We start from the raw sequence: 16,553 nt of genomic DNA, 5'->3' as shown, positions 1-16,553 counted from the left end.
CGTCAGCCGGCGGCGCCCTGCCCGCTCTCGGCCGGGCGAGTGGCGCCCTTCCTGGCCAAGGCGGTCAGGCGGCTGATCGCCCGCAGGTACTTCTTGCGGTACCCGCCGCGCACCATGTCGGCGCCGAAGAGCTCCGCGACCGAGGATCCCGACACGACCACCGGGATGTCGCGGTCGTAGAGGCGGTCGGCGAACGCGACGAAGCGCAACGCCACGTCCTGGTCGGGTAACGGGCGGACACCGCGCAGGTGGACGGCGCTCACGCCGTCCACCAGCCGCCCGTACCGCGACGGGTGCAGTCGGGCCAGGTGGGCGCACAGCTCCTCGAAACCGTCGAGGGTGGCGTCGGGATCGGCCTCCGCGCGCCGGGCGAGTTCGTCGTCGTCCACCGGCTCGGGAGCCTCCGGCAGGCCCCGGTGCCGGTAGTCGGGGCCGTCGACCCGCACCACCTCGAAGCGACTCGCCATCGCGTGGATCTCGCGGAGGAAGTCGTCCGCCGCGAAACGCCCCTCCCCCAACCGGTCGGGCAAGGTGTTGGAGGTCGCGGCGACGAACACCCCGGCGGACATCAGCTCGGACAGCAGCCTGGTCACCAGCATGGTGTCGCCCGGATCGTCCAGCTCGAACTCGTCGATCGCCAGCAGTCGGTGATCCGAGAGCCTGCGCACGGTCTCGGCGAAGCCCAACGCCCCGACCAGGTGAGTGAGCTCGACGAAGGTGCCGAAGACCCGGGGCGCCGGTACCTCGTGCCAGGTCGCGGCGAGCAGGTGGGTCTTGCCGACACCGAACCCGCCGTCGAGGTAGATCCCCCTCGGCCCCGGGTCGGGGCGCCGGCTCCCGAACAGCGACCACCGGGACCGACGCCGTCCCCCGGCGACCCGGGCGGCGAAGTCGCGGCACCGCCGCAACGCCTCGGCCTGGCTCGGTTCGTCGGGGTTGGGGAGGTAGGTGTCGTACCGCACCGAGTCGAACTGCGGAGGCGGGCTCATCGCAGCGATCAACTCGTCCGCGCCGACCTGCGGTGTCCGATCGGTCAGGCAGGTGCCGGGCATGGCCACCAGCCTAACGTGGTGGGATGAGCCGGTGCGCAGGCTCTTCCCGCCGCCCGCCGAGGGCCTCCCCGAGCTTCCCGAGGACGAGGTGGAACGGCTACACGCGTATCCGCCGACCCTCGAACGGCCCTGGGTCCGGACGAACATGGTGGCCAGTCTCGACGGGGCCATCAGCCTGGACGGGGCGTCCGGTGGGCTGTCCGGTCCCGCCGACCGCCGGATGCTCTCCCTGTTCCGCGACCTCGCCGACGTCGTGCTCGTCGGGTTGGGCACGGCGCTGGCCGAGGGCTACCGGGGTATCACCGCCACCGAGAGGCGAACGGCCCGCCGAGCGAGGTGGGGGCTGGCCGGCGTCCCGCCGCTCGCCGTCGTGACCAATTCCTGTGACGTACCGCCCGGTGCGCCCCTCCTCACCGATGTCGTGGCCAGGACCATCGTCGTGACCTGCGCCGCCGCGCCGGAGGAACGCCGCCGCCGGGCCGAGGACGACGGAGCGGAGGTGGTGCTCGCCGGTGACGCGCGGGTGGACCCTCGGATCCTCGTCGCGGAACTGGGCCGCCGTGGCCTGCGTCGGGTGTGCTGCGAAGGGGGCCCTCAGCTCCTCGGAGCGCTCATCGAGGACGAACTGGTGGACGAGTTCTGCCTCACGGTGTCCCCGGTTCTCGCCGGCGGCGCCACCGGCCGGGCGGCGCTCGGGTCACACCCGCCGGTCCGGCGGGACATGACCCTGCTGTCGACCTTGGAGGAGGACGGCATGCTCTTCCTCCGGTACGGCAGGCGGGCGTAGTGGAACGCCTGGTCGGGCACGGGGACCGCGAGCTCGTGGAGGCCGCCGTCGGCGGCGCGGACGGCGCGTTCGACGAGCTGGTCCGACGTCACACCCCCCGGCTCTACCGGGTGGCGCTGCGCATCGTCGGTGACCGCGCGGACGCCGAGGACGTCGTCCAGGACGCCTGGATCTCGGCCTGGCGCGCTCTGCCCCGCTACCGGGGCGACGCCGAACCGTCGACCTGGCTGTACCGGGTGGTCACCAACGCCGCTCTCGGTCGGTTGCGCCGGCGTCGACGGATGCCGGAGCAGCCGATGACCGACGCGGCCGCGGCCATCCTGGACACGATGCCCGCGCCCGGCGGTGGCCCCGAGGCGGGAGTGCTGCGGCAGGAACGTGGCGACCAGGTCCAGCGGGCGATCGCCACGCTCGACTCCTCCCAGCGCGTCCCGCTGGTGCTTCGGGAGTTCGAGGGACTCGACTACGAGGAGATCGCCGCCATCCTCGGCGTCGGGGTCCCTGCCCTCCGCGCCCGGTTGCACCGGGCCAGGGTGGTACTGCTCGGGAGACTCAGGGAGGTCCAGTGAACCTCGACCGGTCGGGAGACGACCAGGTCCTGGCGTGCGGCACGCCGGTCGGTTCCCTGCTCGCGCTGGTGGCCGACCGCGCCGCGCGGCGCCCGGACGCGGACTCGTCGACGCTGGCGCGCCACGTGTCCGGCTGCGCCGGCTGCCAGCGGCGGCTCCGGGAGCTCGCGTCGGGGTGGGAACCGGTGCGGCGGGAGGCGGCCAGGGAGGTCGCCGTCCCACCGAACCTCGTCGAGGAGGCCCTCCGCGGCCTGGCCACGGTGCGGCAACGGGAGACCTCCGTCGAGGTGGTCGAAGCCGGCGGGAGCATCCGGGTGTCCCGGGGCGCCCTCGTCCTGCTGGTCAGGCAGGAGGTGGCCGACTTCGCGGCCGGCACCTCGACGGTGGGCCGCCCGACGGTGCGGGTGTCGGCGGACGGGGTCACCGTGGAGGTCGCCGCAAGGTACGGGGTCCGCGTCCCGCTGGCGGCCGACGCGCTGCGCCGGCACCTCGTCGCCAGCCTGGACGAGCACTTCGGAACGGCCGCGCCGGCGGTCCGGGTCCTGGTCACGGACGTCCTGGAGCCCTGAGGCTCACTCCTTAGGGGGGTTTGACGGCACAAGGTGCCAGCTGCCGGCATCAGGGTGGGTACCGCCATCGAACGGCGCGGGAGCGTTTCCGCTCGCGCCCGTGGTACCCGGCCTGACAGGGAAGAAGGTTGCCCCCATGACGCAGAGCAGGACCAGCAAGGAGACCACCGGAACCGACAGCGGCCAACCACCGAGCCCCCGGGCCTCCTCCACGGCGGTCCGCACCGCCGACGAGACCACCGAGGGCAAGACGACCATCTCCAGCGCCGTCGTCCAGAAGGTCGCGGGGATCGCCGCCAGGGAGATCGGCGGCGTCTACGCGATGGGTGGCGGGGTGTCGAGGGCGTTCGGGGCGCTGAAGGAGCGGATCCCCGGCGGCGGCACGTCCGCGGCGACGGGAGTGCAGGTGGAGGTCGGGGAGAAGCAGGCCGCGATCGACCTGGACCTCATCGTCGAGTACGGCGTCTCGATCGTGGACCTGGCGCGCGCGGTGCGCCGCAACGTGATCTCCTCGGTGGAGCGGATGACCGGCCTGGACGTGATCGAGGTCAACATCGCGGTCAACGACATCCAACTCCCCGACCAGGACCAGCAGGAACCCTCCACCCCCCGGGTCGAGTGAGCGCGGGACGCGCCGGCCCGGTCGGGAGCCTCGGTCCGGGAGGGCGCGGTCCGAGGGGCACCGGTGATCCCGGTGCCGACGGTCACCGGATCGGAGCGGTGACCTCGGGAGACACCGGACCGGGGGCGTGAACCCATGCAGCCAACACCAGCCAGGCACGAGCACGACGACACTCGCGGCCGCGCGGAGCGGTTGCGCCAGGAGGTGCTGTCCCACCCGGCGGTGGAACGGTTGGACGAGAGCCGGACCTCCGCCGTCGACACCCTCCTGCCCGGCGCCCGGATACGCGGGGTGGCCGTGGGAGAGGCGGGTGAACCGGTCGCCATCGCCGTGGTCCTGCGGTTCGGAGCCTCGATCCCGCAGGTGGTCCGGGAGTTGCGTTCCCTGGCCCGGACCGTGGTGGGGGACGTGCCGGTGGACGTCACCGTCGCCGACGTCGTGGTCTCGACGGAACCACCCGCGCCGCGCGTCGCCAGCGGGAGGTGACCGTGCCCGAACGGTCAACGCCTCGGTCCGCTGACTGGCGGGCCGCACGACGAGCGTTCGTCCGCGCGCACCACCCCGACGCCGGTGGTGACCCGGCGGCCTTCTCCGCCGGACTCCCGCCCCGGCTCGACGGCACCGACCCGCGTTCCCACCCACCCGTGGTGGTCACCGCGTTCCGCCACCGGTCGTTCCCGGTCCGGTGCGGACGGTGCCTCCGCCGGTGGTGGTGGCGACGCCACCACGCCAGGGTGCGGTGACCTCCACCAGGCGCCCGCAGCGCGGAGCGGCGACCGAAGCGCCGCACCGAAGTCGACCAGCAAGGAGACCCGCATGAGTGCCACCCAAACCGGCCTGTTGGCCGGCCTGATCCTCGGCGCCGCCGGCGCCATCGGCGGTTTCGCCGCCTTCCTCGCCGCCCTGGTCGTCGGGTTGATCGGTCTCGTGATCGGCCGGGTCCTCGACGGTGAACTCGACCTCGGCGGCATGTTCGAACGCGGCCGGGGGCGGGACCGGTGACGCCGGGCGCGCACCGACTCGACCGGGCGAACCCAAGGCGGCCCACCGGATCCGAGGGGGCCGGACCCGGGGTTGAGGACCGCCCCTCGCGGGTCGAGCGCACGCCGCCCGACGACGCCGGGGAACGCGGGACCCTCACCATCAAGGACCAGGTGCTCCGCAAGGTGGCGCGCCAGGCCGTCGGGGAGTCGCCCACCGTGCTCCCCTCGGGCGGGGGCGGGCACGGGGGCGCCAAGGTCCGGATCACCGACCCGGGGGACGGGCTCCACCTGCGGCTCGACGTCGCCCTCCGCTACCCGTGCCGGGTGCGGTCAGCGGTGGCGGAGATCCGGGAACGGGTGCGCGCGGGACTGCTCCGGGCCACCGGCAGGGAGACGCGAACGGTGGACGTCAGGATCGTCGCCCTGCGGGGCGTGTCCCCGGCACGGGTGGAGTAGACATGCGCGCACTGATCCGGATCCTCACCACCCTCATCGGGGTCGCCGTCGCGGTCGTCGGCGCCCTGACCGTCATCGAGGTGTTGTGGGCGTGGTGGCGGCCGGCCTCCGCGCCGCTGTGGATCCCCTGGCCCCAGTGGCTGGACCAGGCCTCCACCCTCACCTGGCAGGGCACGGGCCCACGCGTCACCGCGGCCCTGGTCGCACTCGCCGGTCTGCTCCTGGTCCTGCTCTCGGCCGCCGCCCGGCGACACCACCTCGCCCTGCACGACCCCGCACCGGACGTCACGGTGACGACGTCGTCCCGTTCCCTGGCCCGCGTGGTGGGCCACCGCGTGCGGGCCGAGACCGGGGTGCGCTCGGCCTCCGTCACCGCCACCCGGGCGCACGTCACGGTCCGAGCGGCCGCCGCCCCGACCGACGGCGACGACACCCTGCGCGCGCGGCTGCTGGAGATCGTGCGGGACCTGGTGGACGACCTGCCCCTGCGGGAGAAGCCGCGCGTCACCGTCACCATCGACTCCTCCCGGGAACGCCGGGAACGCCACCCCGAGCCGTCGGGGTCACGTCCGGCGGCGCCCGGGCTGCGGCCGGGGTCCTGACGGCGAACACCCGCCCCCCATCCCATCGCGAGGAGTTGTCATGAGCAGGAGTTCCCACGCCGCCGTCGCCCGGCCCGCCACCACGGAACGCACCGTGACGGCGGTCGTGGGCACCCTCGCCCTGCTGGCCGGGCTCCTCGCGCTCGTCGTGGGGGCCGGCTGGCTGGGCGCCGACCGCGCCACCCGACCGGTGGCCGACCCGGTCGCGGTCGACTGGCTCGGCGGCTCCGGGGTCCTGGGTCGGTTGCTCGCCGTCCTGCTCGGGCTCGTCCTCCTGGTGCTCGGCGTGCGCTGGGCGCTGCGGGCGTCGCGCCCGGAGCACCACCCGGACGTGGAATTCGACGACGCGGAGGGCGAGCTCCGGGTGTCGGCCCGCGCGGTGACGGAGGCGGTCCAGGACGACGCGCGGGGGATCGACGGGGTGTCCAGGGCTCGGGTGACCCTCGTGGGCAGCCAGGAGCGGCCGGCCTTGCGGCTCCTGCTGGCCCTGCGCCGGGGCACCGACATCCGCATGGTGTGGAGCGCGCTGGAGAACCGGGTACTCGCCCGGGCCAGGGATGCGCTCGGGCTGGAACGGCTGCCGGCGGCGGTCCACCTGGAACTGGACGCGGCGGAGCGGCACCGGGTCCGCTGAGGTCCCGGCAGCGGTCGCCGGGCAGAGCCACCAGGACGGGCGCGCGGCGCATCGGAGGACCGGCGGACCCCACCTCGCTCCCGCTGCTGACGTGGTGGCGGCCGTCCGCCCCAGGGGCAGGGGCAGGGCCGGGTCCGCGCGCACCACCGCGCGGCCCCAGGCGGCCAGCCGGGCCGGGTGACGGGGCCCCAGAGCACGGGGCGACATGCGGGACGGAGCCGCCGGTCCCACGATGGGGACATGGCGCTCCCGCTGGCTCCTCCCGTCGCTCCCATGCTCGCCAGGCCGGTCGCCGATCTGCCCGCCGGGGACTACCTCTTCGAACCCAAGTGGGACGGCTTCCGCTGCCTGGTGTTCCGGGACGGCGAGGACGTCGTCCTCCAGTCCCGCACCGGCAAGTCGTTGGACCGGTACTTCCCGGAGGTGGTGCGGGAGGTCCGCGATCGGCTCCCGGCCGGGGCCGTCGTCGACGGGGAGCTCGTGGTCGCGGTCGGCGACCGGCTGGACTTCGACGCGATGTCGGAACGCATTCACCCCGCCGAGTCCCGGGTTCGGGCACTGGCGGAACGGACGCCGGCCACCTTCGTCGCCTTCGACCTGCTCGCCGACGCGAACGGGCTCCTGGTGGACGAACCGTTCGAGGCCCGCCGGGCCGCGCTGGAACGGATGGTGCCCGCCTCGACCGGCGGGGTGCGCCTCACCCCGGCCACCCGGGACAGGGGGACGGCGCGGCGGTGGTTCGAGCTCTTCGAGGGAGCCGGTCTGGACGGGGTGATCGCCAAGGCCGCGACCGACCGGTACCAGCCCGGTCAGCGCGTCATGCTCAAGGTCAAGCACCAGCGCACCGCCGACTGCGTGGTGGGGGGACTGCGCTGGCACAAGGGAACCGAACCGGGGACGGCGGTGGGCTCCCTGCTCCTCGGCCTGTACGACGAACACGCTGTGCTGCACCACGTCGGGGTGTGCGCGACGTTCACCGCCGCGCGTCGACGCGCGCTGGCGACCGAGCTGATGCCGCTGGCAGTCGAGCCCTCCGACCACCCGTGGTCGTCGGAGGCGGGCGAGGGCCGCCGGGTGCCCGGCCAGATCAGCCGGTGGCGATCCACCGAGCAGCCGTGGCAGCCGCTCCGGCCGGAGCGGGTCGTCGAGGTGGGCTACGACCACCTGGAGGGGGCGCACCCGGCTCGGTTCCGGCACACCACGAGCTTCCTGCGCTGGCGGCCCGACCGGGACCCGGTGACCTGCGGGTACGACCAGTTGGATGAACCCGTGCGGTTCGACCTGGCCTCCGTGCTCCGGGGGGAGGTTCGTGGCTCCCCCTGACCTCGGCCGCCGCGCGGGCACCGGTCGAGGACATCCGGGTGTCGCCTCGGGACCGCTCACCGCCCTGTTACCCGGTCGCTGGGAGCGTCTTGCGTAGTCTCTGCGTCAACCGGGACGTGGTCGGGCACGGGATGCCCGACCACCCGAGCCCGGCGACCAGCGGAGGACGGTTCCGATCGGGGGAGGACACGTGCCGCGCACCCGAAGCCACGCGGTGGGTCTGGCGCTGACGCTCGCAGCCGTCGTGGCGGCGACCTCGTGTTCGGCGGGTGCGTCCACGCCACCCCCGGTGGCGGTGGCCGCCGACCCGGACCGCTCGGTGACCGTCGAACCCGGGACCGACCCCGTACCGCTGCCCCCGCTGGAGGAGCCGGGCGCCCACACCATCCACTGGGCCGACTGCACCCAGCACACTCGGCAACGGCTCGGGCTGCCCCAGGAAGCGGAGACCAGGTCCTACGAGTGCGGCAGCGTGACGGGCCCCCTGGACTCACCGGAGCAACCGAACTTCGGCACCGCCACGACCCACGTCCTGCGCGTGGGTACCGGTGCCGTCCCCCTCGTCGTGCTCAACGACGTCGGCGGGGCGCCGGGCTCGTTGTACGCGGCGCGCCTGGCCGAGGCGCTGCCGGCCGAGCTGTTGGAGACCTTCTCGCTCATCGGCGTCGACCGGCGCGGCACGGGCATGTCCGACCCGATCAGCTCCGTCAGGGGCGACGACCGGGAGAACATGGTCGGGTTCGACCCCGCCGTCACCGACGTGGCCGGCCAGGACTCCCTGCACTCCTCCTCGTCGTCGGCCGCGAAGGAGTGCACCTGGTTGCTCGAGTACCGGGCACGGGCCTTCGACCCGGCGCGGACCGCCGGTGACCTGGAGGTCCTCCGGTTGGAGCTGGGGATGTCCCGGATCAACGCGATCGCACGGGGGGACGGGTCGGAGGTGCTGGTCTCCTACGCCCAGCGGTTCCCCGACCACGTCGGGCGCGTGGTCCTGGACGGGGTCCCGGACCTGAGCTCGGACGCCCTGGCCCGGGCCGAGGAGCGGGCGGCCACGGCGGAACGCGCGTTCGAGGCGTTCACCTCGTCGTGCGCGGCGCGGGCGGACTGCCCGCTCGGTCCCGACCCGGGCGGTGCGGTGGCGGAACTGGCGGAAGTGCTGCGCCGGGAGCCGCTGTTGACCTCCGACGCGATGATCACTCCCGGGACCCTGACCCGGGTGCTCCTCGACGGGCTCGCGGTGCCGGAGGAGTGGCCCGAGGTGGCCGAGGCGGTCGCGGCCGCCCGGGACGGGGACGGAGTGCCGCTGGGCACCCGGCTGCGGGACACGTTGTGGGAGGGTCCGCTGGACCCGCCCAGGTTCGATGCCTCGTTGGTGACCAGGTGCAATGCCTCCGCGCTGCGCCTACCGCCGAACCAGGTGGCCGAGCTCAGCGAGGAGTGGCACGCCGACTACCCGACCTTCGGCGGGCTGTTCGCCCAGGAACTGCTGCACTGCACCGCCTGGCCGGTGCCGTACCAGGGGACCGAGGGCGACACGGTTCGGGGCGCGCCGCCGGTGATGGTGGTCAGCACGGCGACGGACCCGGTGACCCCGGGCCCGGCGACCCGTCGGATGGCCGGGCGGTTCGACAGCGCGGTCCTGGTCGACTGGCAGGGCACCGGCCACGGCGGGCTGGCGCGGTCGTCCTGCGTGACCGACGCCGCCGTCTCCTTCCTGGTGGACGGCGAGGCACCGGAGAACGACGTCGTGTGCCCACCGTGAGGTGGGCACATCCAACGCCGTGCTGACCGGGTGAACGGGCTCAGCAGCCCGCGCAGCAGCCGCAGCCGGGGCCGGTGCACCCGGAACAGCAGCTGCAACCACCCTGGCTGGGCGCGTGGCTGGTCGTGATCTCCATGTCAGCCTCCTAACGGGAACGCGAAAATGCCACCTCGTCGATCGTCGCCGGGCTCGCACCCCGTCGGGGACCGCTGCTCGGATGAACCGAGGAGGTCATTTTCACGCCGGCGGTCATACCCAACGTAGTCGCCTGAACCGTTTCGGTGATGACCTGGACCGGTCCCCGTCAGGCCTCCCGATCGGCGGTTCCTCGCCCCCTCGCGCGGGAGGGCTGCACCCGCGCCGGTTCCCCCGGCATCTTGGGGTGGTCGGGTGGATAGGGCAGGTCGCCCAGGCCGTGGTCACGTTCGTCCCTGTCCGCCAGTTCGAGGAGGGTCTCGAGTCGGCTCGGGTGGGAGCGCAGGTCGGCGTGGGGGTCGCCGCGCCGGGCCACCAGGCCGGGCACGGTGCGGGTGGTCAGGTCCCGGGGGTCGACCTCGCCGAGCTCGTCCCACTTCACCGGGGTCGACACCGTCGCCGTCGGGCTGGCCCGTACCGAGTAGGCGGCGACGATCGTGCGGTCGCGGGCGGCCTGGTTGTAGTCGACGAACACCCGCCGCCCCCGCTCCTCCTTCCACCACGACGTGGTGAGCAGCTCCGGTTCGCGGCGGGCGAGTTCCCTGGCGAGGGCGATCACGGCTCGCCGCACGGTCACGAACTCCCACTCCGGCTCGATGGGGACCAGGACGTGCAGGCCTCGGCCACCGGAGGTCTTGACGAAGCCCGGGTACCCCAGCTCGGCGAGCAGCTCCCGGGTGAGCTCGGCCGCCCTGACGGCGTCGGCGAACCCCGTTCCGGGTTGGGGATCCAGGTCCACCCGCAGCTGGTCCGGCTGCTCGACCCGGTCGCGGCGCACGGGCCAGGGGTGGAGCTCGATGGCCCCGAGGTTGGCCACCCATGCGAGCACGGCGACCTCGGTCGGGCAGATCTCGTCGGCGCTGCGACCACTGGGGAAGCGGATGCGGACGGTGTCGACCCAGTCGGGGGCGCCTCGGGGCACGCGTTTCTGGAAGAACGACTCGCCGTCGACGCCCGAGGGGAACCGGCGCAGGGTGGTGGGCCGGTGGTGGACGGCGCGCAGCACGGCATCACCCAGCGCCAGGTAGAACTCGACGAGGTCGAGCTTGGTCACTCCGACCTCGGGAAACAGCACCCGGTCCGGGTTGGTCACCCGAACCGTCCGCTCACCGACCGCCAGTTCACGAGCCTCGGTCGCCATGTGGTCCACCGTACGAGGAGTTGGCCCGCCCGGCCGGGCACGACGGCCCGTCCGCCCCGCCATCGCCGAACGGGTGGCCAGGTGGCCGCCACTCGCTACCGTGGACGTATGCGCGACACCTGGTTCGGTGCCGAGGACCCCGACGAGGGACGTGACGTGCCAGGCAACGGCACGGACCGCCTCCGGGACGAACTCGTGGGGCTCGACCCGGACGACCCCGAGGTCAGGGCTTTCGCCGAGCACCTCGACCGCATGTCCCGACCGGGTCCGACGATGACGGTGGAGGGGTCGCTCCGGGCTGTCACCGAGTTCACCGACTCGGCGAACAGGGCGCGAGGTGGACGGCGGGCCCTCGCGGTGGCCCTGGTGTGGCTGATGTTGCTGTTCTTCGCGCTCGCCGCGTGGACCCTGCTCGGGTTCCTGCTCGGCGGCGGGGCGTGACAGGGGTCTCCGCCCTCCGACCAGCGTCCGCTTGCCCGTGCGACTAGCGTTAGGGGCATGGAACCGGTGGTCGGTGCGACCCCTCGGGTCGTGAAGTCCGAGCGGGAGTGGCGCGAGGAACTGGGTCCGGTCGAGTACGCGGTACTGCGACAGGCCGGAACCGAGCCCCCCTGGAGCGGGGAGTACGTCGAGACGAAGGCCACGGGCGTGTACGAGTGCCGCGCCTGCGGAGCCGAGCTCTTCCGCAGCTCGACCAAGTTCGACTCCCACTGCGGGTGGCCGTCGTTCTTCTCCCCGATGGCGGGCGATCGGGTCATCCTGCGCGAGGACCGCAAGCACGGGATGCTCCGCACCGAGGTCCTGTGCGCCTCCTGCCACAGCCACCTCGGGCACGTCTTCGAGGGCGAGGGGTACGACACGCCCACCGACCAGCGGTACTGCATCAACAGCATCTCGCTGCGCCTGGTCGAGGACGAGTAGCCGGGCCCGCCGGCGCACCCAACATCACAACATGGCCACACCGGGCAACGGTGGTCCCCCCACCAGTCGTCCTACGGCCATGGTTGGGATTCTCCGCTCGGCCTTCGTGGTGCTCGGGGCCACGGTCCTCGCCGGCTGCGCCTCCACCGCCCCCGCGACGGGGGCCCTCTCGTGCGCGCGGACCGAGGCGGCCCCCGGGGTGGAACTGCGGATCAACCCGCCCCTGGGAGCCAGGGTCGCGGCCGCCGAACTGGACGTGTGCTGGCAGGACTACTGCACCTCCGAGTCCGTACGACTCGTGCGGAGCGCGACCACGTCCACAGACTGCGCTCCTCCCGGCCGCCCGACCGACACCCCGGAAGCCCGTCACGAACCGCCTTCGCCCGTGCCGGCCGACGCGTCCCCGCCCGGTCATGGCGCCGAGACCACCCCGCGCTTCTCGTGGCAGGCACCCGAACCCCCCGTCCTGTCCGAGGGCGAGGTCACCGCGGGTGGGCGGCTCGACGCGCTCACCGACTGCGAGGACCCGCGCGCACGGACGGAGCTCACCGGGTTCGTCCCGATCCCCGAGCTGTCGGCAGTGCCGACCGAGGTGAGCGTCCTGCTGGCCGAGAACGGGGGTGGCGTGCTGCTCAACGAGACGATCGAGCTGACCCCGTGGGACCTGGCCGAGGACGGGCAGTGCCAGGACAGCGGGGCGAGGGCGGTGCTGCGGGTCGACGGCGGGGGCCGGTTCTTCGCCGAGTGAGGACCCGACCCCGCCGCGAGGTCAGGGAAGCGCGGCCACCAGGTCACCGACCGGCACCCGGGTCCCGGTGTAGAAGGGGGTCTCCTCGCGCACGTGCCGCCGCGCCTCCGTCCCCCGGAGGTGGCGCATCAGGTCGAGGATCCGGTGCAGTTCGTCGGCCTCGAAGGCGAGCATCCACTCGTAGTCGCCCAATGCGAAGGAGGCGACGGTGTTGGCCCGCACATCAGGGTAGTCGCGTGCTTCCTTGCCGTGGTCGGCGAGCATCCGGCGCCGGTCGGCGTCGGGGAGCAGGTACCACTCGTAGGAGCGGACGAAGGGGTAGACGCAGACGAATCGGCGCGGCTCCTCCCCGGCGAGGAACGCCGGGATGTGGCTCTTGTTGAACTCCGCCGGCCGGTGCAGCGCGACGTTGCTCCACACCGGCTCCGAGGCCCGCCCCAGCGCGGTCCGCCGCAGACCGGTGTAGGCCGCCTGGAGGGTCTCCACCTCCTCGGCGTGCCACCAGATCATGTAGTCGGCGTCGGCGCGGAGGCCCGCGACGTCGTACACACCGCGCACCTCGACGCCCCGGGCCCGCAGGGACTCCAGGTAGTCGTGGGCCTCGGTGGCCGCGTCCGCGCGGTCCTCGGGCAGGCTCCCGCCCCGCACTCGGAACACCGACCACATCGTGTACCGGATCGTGGAGTTCAGTTCGTGGTAGTCAAGCCGCGACATGGCTACATCCTCGCACCGGCTGGCCGGGCGGCCCGCAGCTGGTCGAGGTCGTCCAGCACCTTGTCGGCCGCCGCGTTCCCGCTGGCCACACAGGCGGGGACCCCCACCCCGCCCAGGGCCGCGCCCGCCGCCGCGATCCCCACGACGGGGTCGAGCCCCGAGGTGATCCGCGCTACGCGGTCCAGGTGACCGACCCCGTACTGCGGCAGCGCCCCACCCCAGCGCACGACCGCGGTGTCCAGGGGACGCACCGGGGTGCCGAGGAGCTCGGTCAGGTCCGCGAGCACGCCCCGCGTGATCTCCTCGTCGCCCCGCCGCAGGGCGGAGGCCTCCCCGAACCGGCCCACCGAGCCGCGTACCAGCACCGGAGCGTCCCCGCCACCGGCGAGGTGCGGCCACTTGCGGCTCGAGTAGGTGAAGGCCTTGGCCGTGAACGGGGTGCCGTCGTCGTGGCGCTCCCCCGCCGCCACGAGGACGCCGCTGCTGTCGGGGAGCACGGTGTCCGGCGGCAGTGCCAGCCCCACCACGACCGACGAGGCCAGCTCGACCTCCCGGTACGCCGCGGCCGCCCCAGGCGCGACGTCGGCCAGCAGCCGGGCCGCGGCGGGGGCGGGAACGGCGAGGACGACCAGGTCCACCGAGAGCGACTCGGGGCGGGCGGCGGAGCCGATCTCCAGGCGCCACCCGTTCGTGGCGGGTTCGACGGCGCGGACCGGGAGGCCGAGGCGGAGGTCGGCGGCCGAGGATTCGAGCAACAGCTCGGGCAGGGTGGCAAGGCCCTCCCGCAGGGTCGCGAACACCGGAGGGCGGGACCGGCCCTCCGCGACGGGTGGTGGCATCAGGTGGCTGACGGCCGCCAACAGCGTGCTGGGTTCCTCATCGAGGCGGGAGGCCAGCCCCGGCATCGTGGCCCGCAGGCCCAGGTCGTCGGCGCGGCCCGCGTACACGCCCCCGAGCAGGGGATCCACCAGCCGGTCGACCACCTCGTCACCGAGCCGCTCCCGGACGAGACGGCCGAGGGAGACGTCCCGGCCCCCGAGGTCGACGGGAGGCTGGTCGGCCTCCGATGCCACCAGCTCGACCGACGCCGGGGACAGCACGTCCCGCACGGCCTGGGGGGTTTCCGGGAGGCCCTGGAAGGTGCGGCGGGGCAGCGGAACCGTGCGCCCGCCAGCGCGCACCGTGGGGGCGGCCCCCGAAGGGTGGACGAGGTCGACGTCCACGTCGAGTTCGCCCAGCAGGTCGGCGATCTCGGGACGCCGGGCCAGGTACGCCTCGGCGCCCAGGTCGTACCGGACGCCACCCACCGGCACCGCCCGCAGCTTGCCCCCGACCGCGCGTCCCTGGTCGATCACGGTGATCCGGGCGTCGGGGCCGAGGCGCTTCCGCAGCCGGTGGGCGGCCGTGAGCCCCGCGACTCCGCCTCCGACGACGGCGACGCGGGGCGACGCGGACGAGTGGGTCACGGTCGACGCGTCCCGCCGGGAGTGGCACCCTCCACGGTCATGCCCCCGGGTCGCGGCGGGTGGTCTCGTGCACGTGGTCGACCACCCGGGTCAGCACGCCGGGATCGGTGTCCGGCAGGACGCCGTGCCCCAGGTTGAAGATGTGCCCCGCGGCGGCCCGGCCCTCGGTGATCACCCGATCGGTCTCCCGCAGTGCCACCTCCTCGCCGGCGAACAGCACGGCTGGGTCGAGGTTGCCCTGGACCACCGGGAGCGGGGCGTCCGGGTCGGCCAGCCGCAGCCGGCGCACCGCCTCGTCCAGCGGGAGGCGCCAGTCCACGCCGACGACGTCGGCGCCGGCCTGCCGCATCGATCCCAGCAGTTCACCGGTCCCCACCCCGAAGTGGATTCGGGGAACGCCCATGCCGGCCAGGCCAGCCAGCACCCTGCTGCTGTGCGGGAGCACGAACTCGCGGTACTCGCGCACCGAGAGGGCACCGGCCCAGGAGTCGAAGAGCTGCACGGCGTCCACCCCGGCTGCCACCTGCTCCCGGAGGAACAGCAGGGTCAGGTCCGCGAGGTGGGCCAGCAGCGCGTGCCAGGTGCCGGGGTCGCCGTGCATCATCGCCTTGGTCCGCTCGTGGTTGCGGCTCGGGCCGCCCTCCACGAGGTAGGAGGCGAGGGTGAACGGGGCACCGGCGAAACCGATGAGCGGTGTCCGCCCGAGTTCGCCGAGCAGCATCCGCACCGTCTCCGCCACGGGCGCGATCTGGTCCGGGTCGAGGCGCGGCAGCCGGGACACCGCGGCGGCGTCCCGTACGGGCTCGGCGATCACCGGTCCGGTACCGGGGACGATGTCCAGGTCGACGCCGGCCGCCGCCAGGGGGACGACGATGTCGCTGAACAGGATCGCCGCGTCCACCTGGTGCCTGCGCACCGGCTGGAGCGTGATCTCGCAGGCCATGTCCGGTGTCAGGCACGCCTGGAGCATCGGAACGCCCGCCCGCAGTTCGCGGTACTCGGGCAGCGACCTGCCGGCCTGACGCATGAACCACACGGGCGTGTGATCGGGAACCCCGCCGGAGGCCGCGACCAGCAGAGGGCTCTGGGTGAGGTCCCGACGCGTCGAGACCGTGGAGGGATTCGTCATGGCACCCCCATCGTCCCATGCGTCCGCCACGCCCGGCACCGGCCCTCGATGGGTGCCGGGCTCCGAACGGGACGTCGTGTCGGACTGCCCGCGAGATTCTCGGCGCGCCTGCGGGATTCCGTCGCCGGATGCACCTACAGTCGCCAGCCGTGACCGGGATGTCGGGTGTACCCGAGGTGTTCCGGCTGGCGGTGACCACGCTGCGGTCGGTGAGGCCACGGCCCGAGTTGACCTTCGAGGAAGTGCGCCCGCCCCAGCGGCTGGCCCCGTGGGCGTACGCGCTGACGGCGGAGGTCACGGGACCGACCGGCGAGTTCGCCACCGGCCGGCTGATCGTGCTGCACGATCCGGAGAAGAGCGGCGGTTGGGGCGGTGAGCTCCGGCTCGTCGTGTACCTGCAGGCGGAGCTGGACCCCGAGTTCGCCGCCGATCCACTGCTGACCGAGGTCGGGTGGTCCTGGCTGACCGAGGCGCTGGAGGTCCGAGGGGCCGACTTCTCCGCGTTGGGGGGGACCGTGACGGTCACGTCCTCCGTCCGTTTCGGGGACATCTCCGGGCCCACCCGTTCCCACGAACTGGAGTTGCGGGGGTCGTGGACGGCGGGCAGCGGCGATCTCGCCCCGCACGGCGACGCCCTGTGCGGGTTGCTCGCCAGCGCGGTGGGCCTGCCGCCGGTGGGGGTGACCACGCTCGGCCCGCGCCGGGGTGACACGCACGCCTGATCGGCGCGCGGCGGTGGCGGGCGCGGTGGCGCCCCAGCCCGTCGTGCCGTCGCACCACCGGGGTGGGGCACTCGTGGTTGGTCGACTCGGGCGCCGGCGTTCGACGCGCTTCGGCGGGGTCGGCCCCGAGCGACCCCCGGGGACTGGTTGGTCGAGGG

The 16,553-nt window shown here is 73.8% G+C and carries 20 protein-coding genes; 15 read left to right on the top strand and 5 right to left on the bottom strand.

Going from position 1 to position 16,553, the window contains the following annotated elements; genetic code table 11:
• Positions 1-2 precede the first annotated feature (2 nt).
• Complete coding sequence (gene zapE / locus ACOJVX_RS06410) at positions 3-1,052, bottom strand: cell division protein ZapE (protein WP_103056971.1); 1,050 nt, start codon at positions 1,050-1,052, stop codon at positions 3-5.
• On the opposite strand from zapE, the gene ACOJVX_RS06405 reads away from it, so the two are divergent.
• The 11 genes from ACOJVX_RS06405 to ACOJVX_RS06355 all read left to right on the top strand — a co-directional run bounded on the left by ACOJVX_RS06405 (position 1,051) and on the right by ACOJVX_RS06355 (position 9,359).
• Positions 1,051-1,839 (top strand): pyrimidine reductase family protein, encoded by a 789-nt coding sequence (locus ACOJVX_RS06405; RefSeq protein WP_248783739.1) that lies wholly within the window; start codon positions 1,051-1,053, stop codon positions 1,837-1,839. The genes zapE and ACOJVX_RS06405 overlap by 2 nt on opposite strands.
• Entirely contained in the window at positions 1,839-2,408 is a 570-nt protein-coding gene (locus tag ACOJVX_RS06400; RefSeq protein ID WP_026418366.1) for an RNA polymerase sigma factor, read from the top strand. The genes ACOJVX_RS06405 and ACOJVX_RS06400 overlap by 1 nt, the downstream gene beginning before the upstream one ends.
• Entirely contained in the window at positions 2,405-2,977 is a 573-nt protein-coding gene (locus tag ACOJVX_RS06395) for a hypothetical protein (RefSeq protein ID WP_030225677.1), read from the top strand. Before ACOJVX_RS06400 ends, ACOJVX_RS06395 begins: the two co-directional genes overlap by 4 nt.
• 136 nt (positions 2,978-3,113) lie before the next feature.
• Entirely contained in the window at positions 3,114-3,599 is a 486-nt protein-coding gene (locus ACOJVX_RS06390; RefSeq protein WP_026418364.1) for an Asp23/Gls24 family envelope stress response protein, read from the top strand.
• Positions 3,600-3,734: 135 nt separating this feature from the next.
• Positions 3,735-4,085, top strand: a complete 351-nt coding sequence (locus ACOJVX_RS06385; protein WP_026418363.1) for a hypothetical protein — start codon at positions 3,735-3,737, stop codon at positions 4,083-4,085.
• Positions 4,086-4,415: 330 nt separating this feature from the next.
• Entirely contained in the window at positions 4,416-4,601 is a 186-nt protein-coding gene (locus ACOJVX_RS06380) for a hypothetical protein (protein WP_016697177.1), read from the top strand.
• Positions 4,598-5,038, top strand: coding sequence for an Asp23/Gls24 family envelope stress response protein (locus ACOJVX_RS06375; protein ID WP_103055601.1), 441 nt, complete (start codon positions 4,598-4,600; stop codon positions 5,036-5,038). Before ACOJVX_RS06380 ends, ACOJVX_RS06375 begins: the two co-directional genes overlap by 4 nt.
• A gap of 2 nt (positions 5,039-5,040) precedes the next feature.
• Positions 5,041-5,640 (top strand): DUF6286 domain-containing protein, encoded by a 600-nt coding sequence (locus tag ACOJVX_RS06370; protein ID WP_211237496.1) that lies wholly within the window; start codon positions 5,041-5,043, stop codon positions 5,638-5,640.
• A gap of 40 nt (positions 5,641-5,680) precedes the next feature.
• The gene (locus tag ACOJVX_RS06365) at positions 5,681-6,274 is read left to right on the top strand and encodes a hypothetical protein (protein ID WP_026418362.1); all 594 of its coding nucleotides are present in this window, start codon (positions 5,681-5,683) and stop codon (positions 6,272-6,274) included.
• Positions 6,275-6,514: 240 nt separating this feature from the next.
• A complete protein-coding gene (locus tag ACOJVX_RS06360; RefSeq protein WP_418153367.1) occupies positions 6,515-7,597 on the top strand; it encodes an ATP-dependent DNA ligase in 1,083 nt (360 codons plus the stop codon).
• A 190-nt stretch (positions 7,598-7,787) separates the two neighbouring features.
• A complete protein-coding gene (locus ACOJVX_RS06355) occupies positions 7,788-9,359 on the top strand; it encodes an alpha/beta hydrolase (RefSeq protein WP_422647324.1) in 1,572 nt (523 codons plus the stop codon).
• A 304-nt stretch (positions 9,360-9,663) separates the two neighbouring features.
• Here ACOJVX_RS06355 and ligD read toward each other — a convergent pair whose 3' ends face one another.
• A complete protein-coding gene (gene ligD, locus ACOJVX_RS06350; RefSeq protein ID WP_418153365.1) occupies positions 9,664-10,695 on the bottom strand; it encodes a non-homologous end-joining DNA ligase in 1,032 nt (343 codons plus the stop codon).
• A 108-nt stretch (positions 10,696-10,803) separates the two neighbouring features.
• Here ligD and ACOJVX_RS06345 point away from each other — a divergent pair, with 108 nt between their 5' ends.
• From ACOJVX_RS06345 to ACOJVX_RS06335, 3 genes are all read left to right on the top strand, one after another.
• On the top strand, positions 10,804-11,136 hold the full coding sequence (locus tag ACOJVX_RS06345) for a hypothetical protein (protein WP_081715350.1): 333 nt from the start codon (positions 10,804-10,806) through the stop codon (positions 11,134-11,136).
• Between the two features lie 57 nt (positions 11,137-11,193).
• Positions 11,194-11,616: a peptide-methionine (R)-S-oxide reductase MsrB gene (gene msrB, locus ACOJVX_RS06340; RefSeq protein ID WP_026418357.1), complete on the top strand. Its 423-nt coding sequence runs from the start codon at positions 11,194-11,196 to the stop codon at positions 11,614-11,616.
• Positions 11,617-11,695: 79 nt separating this feature from the next.
• On the top strand, positions 11,696-12,364 hold the full coding sequence (locus ACOJVX_RS06335; protein WP_026418356.1) for a hypothetical protein: 669 nt from the start codon (positions 11,696-11,698) through the stop codon (positions 12,362-12,364).
• Between the two features lie 21 nt (positions 12,365-12,385).
• On the opposite strand, the gene hemQ is transcribed toward ACOJVX_RS06335, so the two are convergent.
• Genes hemQ through hemE form a run of 3 tightly spaced genes read right to left on the bottom strand, consistent with a single transcriptional unit; the run spans position 12,386 to position 15,673 of the window.
• Positions 12,386-13,078: a hydrogen peroxide-dependent heme synthase gene (gene hemQ, locus ACOJVX_RS06330; protein WP_030103944.1), complete on the bottom strand. Its 693-nt coding sequence runs from the start codon at positions 13,076-13,078 to the stop codon at positions 12,386-12,388.
• A gap of 2 nt (positions 13,079-13,080) precedes the next feature.
• Complete coding sequence (gene hemG, locus ACOJVX_RS06325; RefSeq protein ID WP_422647323.1) at positions 13,081-14,544, bottom strand: protoporphyrinogen oxidase; 1,464 nt, start codon at positions 14,542-14,544, stop codon at positions 13,081-13,083.
• Between the two features lie 37 nt (positions 14,545-14,581).
• Positions 14,582-15,673 (bottom strand): uroporphyrinogen decarboxylase, encoded by a 1,092-nt coding sequence (hemE, locus tag ACOJVX_RS06320; RefSeq protein WP_026418353.1) that lies wholly within the window; start codon positions 15,671-15,673, stop codon positions 14,582-14,584.
• 158 nt (positions 15,674-15,831) lie between these two features.
• Here hemE and ACOJVX_RS06315 point away from each other — a divergent pair, with 158 nt between their 5' ends.
• Positions 15,832-16,395, top strand: a complete 564-nt coding sequence (locus ACOJVX_RS06315; RefSeq protein ID WP_030103941.1) for a DUF3000 domain-containing protein — start codon at positions 15,832-15,834, stop codon at positions 16,393-16,395.
• The last annotated feature ends 158 nt before the right edge of the window (positions 16,396-16,553 follow it).

This window comes from Actinoalloteichus caeruleus, assembly GCF_049311605.1.
GTDB classification, from domain to species: Bacteria; Actinomycetota; Actinomycetes; order Mycobacteriales; family Pseudonocardiaceae; genus Actinoalloteichus_B; species Actinoalloteichus_B caeruleus.
Note: the sequence above shows the minus strand (reverse complement) of the source record. Positions and strands in the feature narration are given on the sequence as shown.

What these genes read in the sequence shown, in the direction of transcription:
- ACOJVX_RS06405 (WP_248783739.1), top strand. Translation starts at nt 1,051, where the DNA reads ATGGCCACCAGCCTAACGTGGTGGGATGAGCCGGTGCGCAGGCTCTTC.
- zapE (WP_103056971.1), bottom strand. Translation starts at nt 1,052, where the DNA reads ATGCCCGGCACCTGCCTGACCGATCGGACACCGCAGGTCGGCGCGGAC.
- ACOJVX_RS06390 (WP_026418364.1), top strand. Translation starts at nt 3,114, where the DNA reads ATGACGCAGAGCAGGACCAGCAAGGAGACCACCGGAACCGACAGCGGC.
- ACOJVX_RS06385 (WP_026418363.1), top strand. Translation starts at nt 3,735, where the DNA reads ATGCAGCCAACACCAGCCAGGCACGAGCACGACGACACTCGCGGCCGC.
- ACOJVX_RS06380 (WP_016697177.1), top strand. Translation starts at nt 4,416, where the DNA reads ATGAGTGCCACCCAAACCGGCCTGTTGGCCGGCCTGATCCTCGGCGCC.
- ACOJVX_RS06370 (WP_211237496.1), top strand. Translation starts at nt 5,041, where the DNA reads ATGCGCGCACTGATCCGGATCCTCACCACCCTCATCGGGGTCGCCGTC.
- ACOJVX_RS06365 (WP_026418362.1), top strand. Translation starts at nt 5,681, where the DNA reads ATGAGCAGGAGTTCCCACGCCGCCGTCGCCCGGCCCGCCACCACGGAA.
- ACOJVX_RS06360 (WP_418153367.1), top strand. Translation starts at nt 6,515, where the DNA reads ATGGCGCTCCCGCTGGCTCCTCCCGTCGCTCCCATGCTCGCCAGGCCG.
- ligD (WP_418153365.1), bottom strand. Translation starts at nt 10,695, where the DNA reads ATGGCGACCGAGGCTCGTGAACTGGCGGTCGGTGAGCGGACGGTTCGG.
- ACOJVX_RS06345 (WP_081715350.1), top strand. Translation starts at nt 10,804, where the DNA reads ATGCGCGACACCTGGTTCGGTGCCGAGGACCCCGACGAGGGACGTGAC.
- msrB (WP_026418357.1), top strand. Translation starts at nt 11,194, where the DNA reads ATGGAACCGGTGGTCGGTGCGACCCCTCGGGTCGTGAAGTCCGAGCGG.
- ACOJVX_RS06335 (WP_026418356.1), top strand. Translation starts at nt 11,696, where the DNA reads ATGGTTGGGATTCTCCGCTCGGCCTTCGTGGTGCTCGGGGCCACGGTC.
- hemQ (WP_030103944.1), bottom strand. Translation starts at nt 13,078, where the DNA reads ATGTCGCGGCTTGACTACCACGAACTGAACTCCACGATCCGGTACACG.
- hemE (WP_026418353.1), bottom strand. Translation starts at nt 15,673, where the DNA reads ATGACGAATCCCTCCACGGTCTCGACGCGTCGGGACCTCACCCAGAGC.
- ACOJVX_RS06315 (WP_030103941.1), top strand. Translation starts at nt 15,832, where the DNA reads ATGTCGGGTGTACCCGAGGTGTTCCGGCTGGCGGTGACCACGCTGCGG.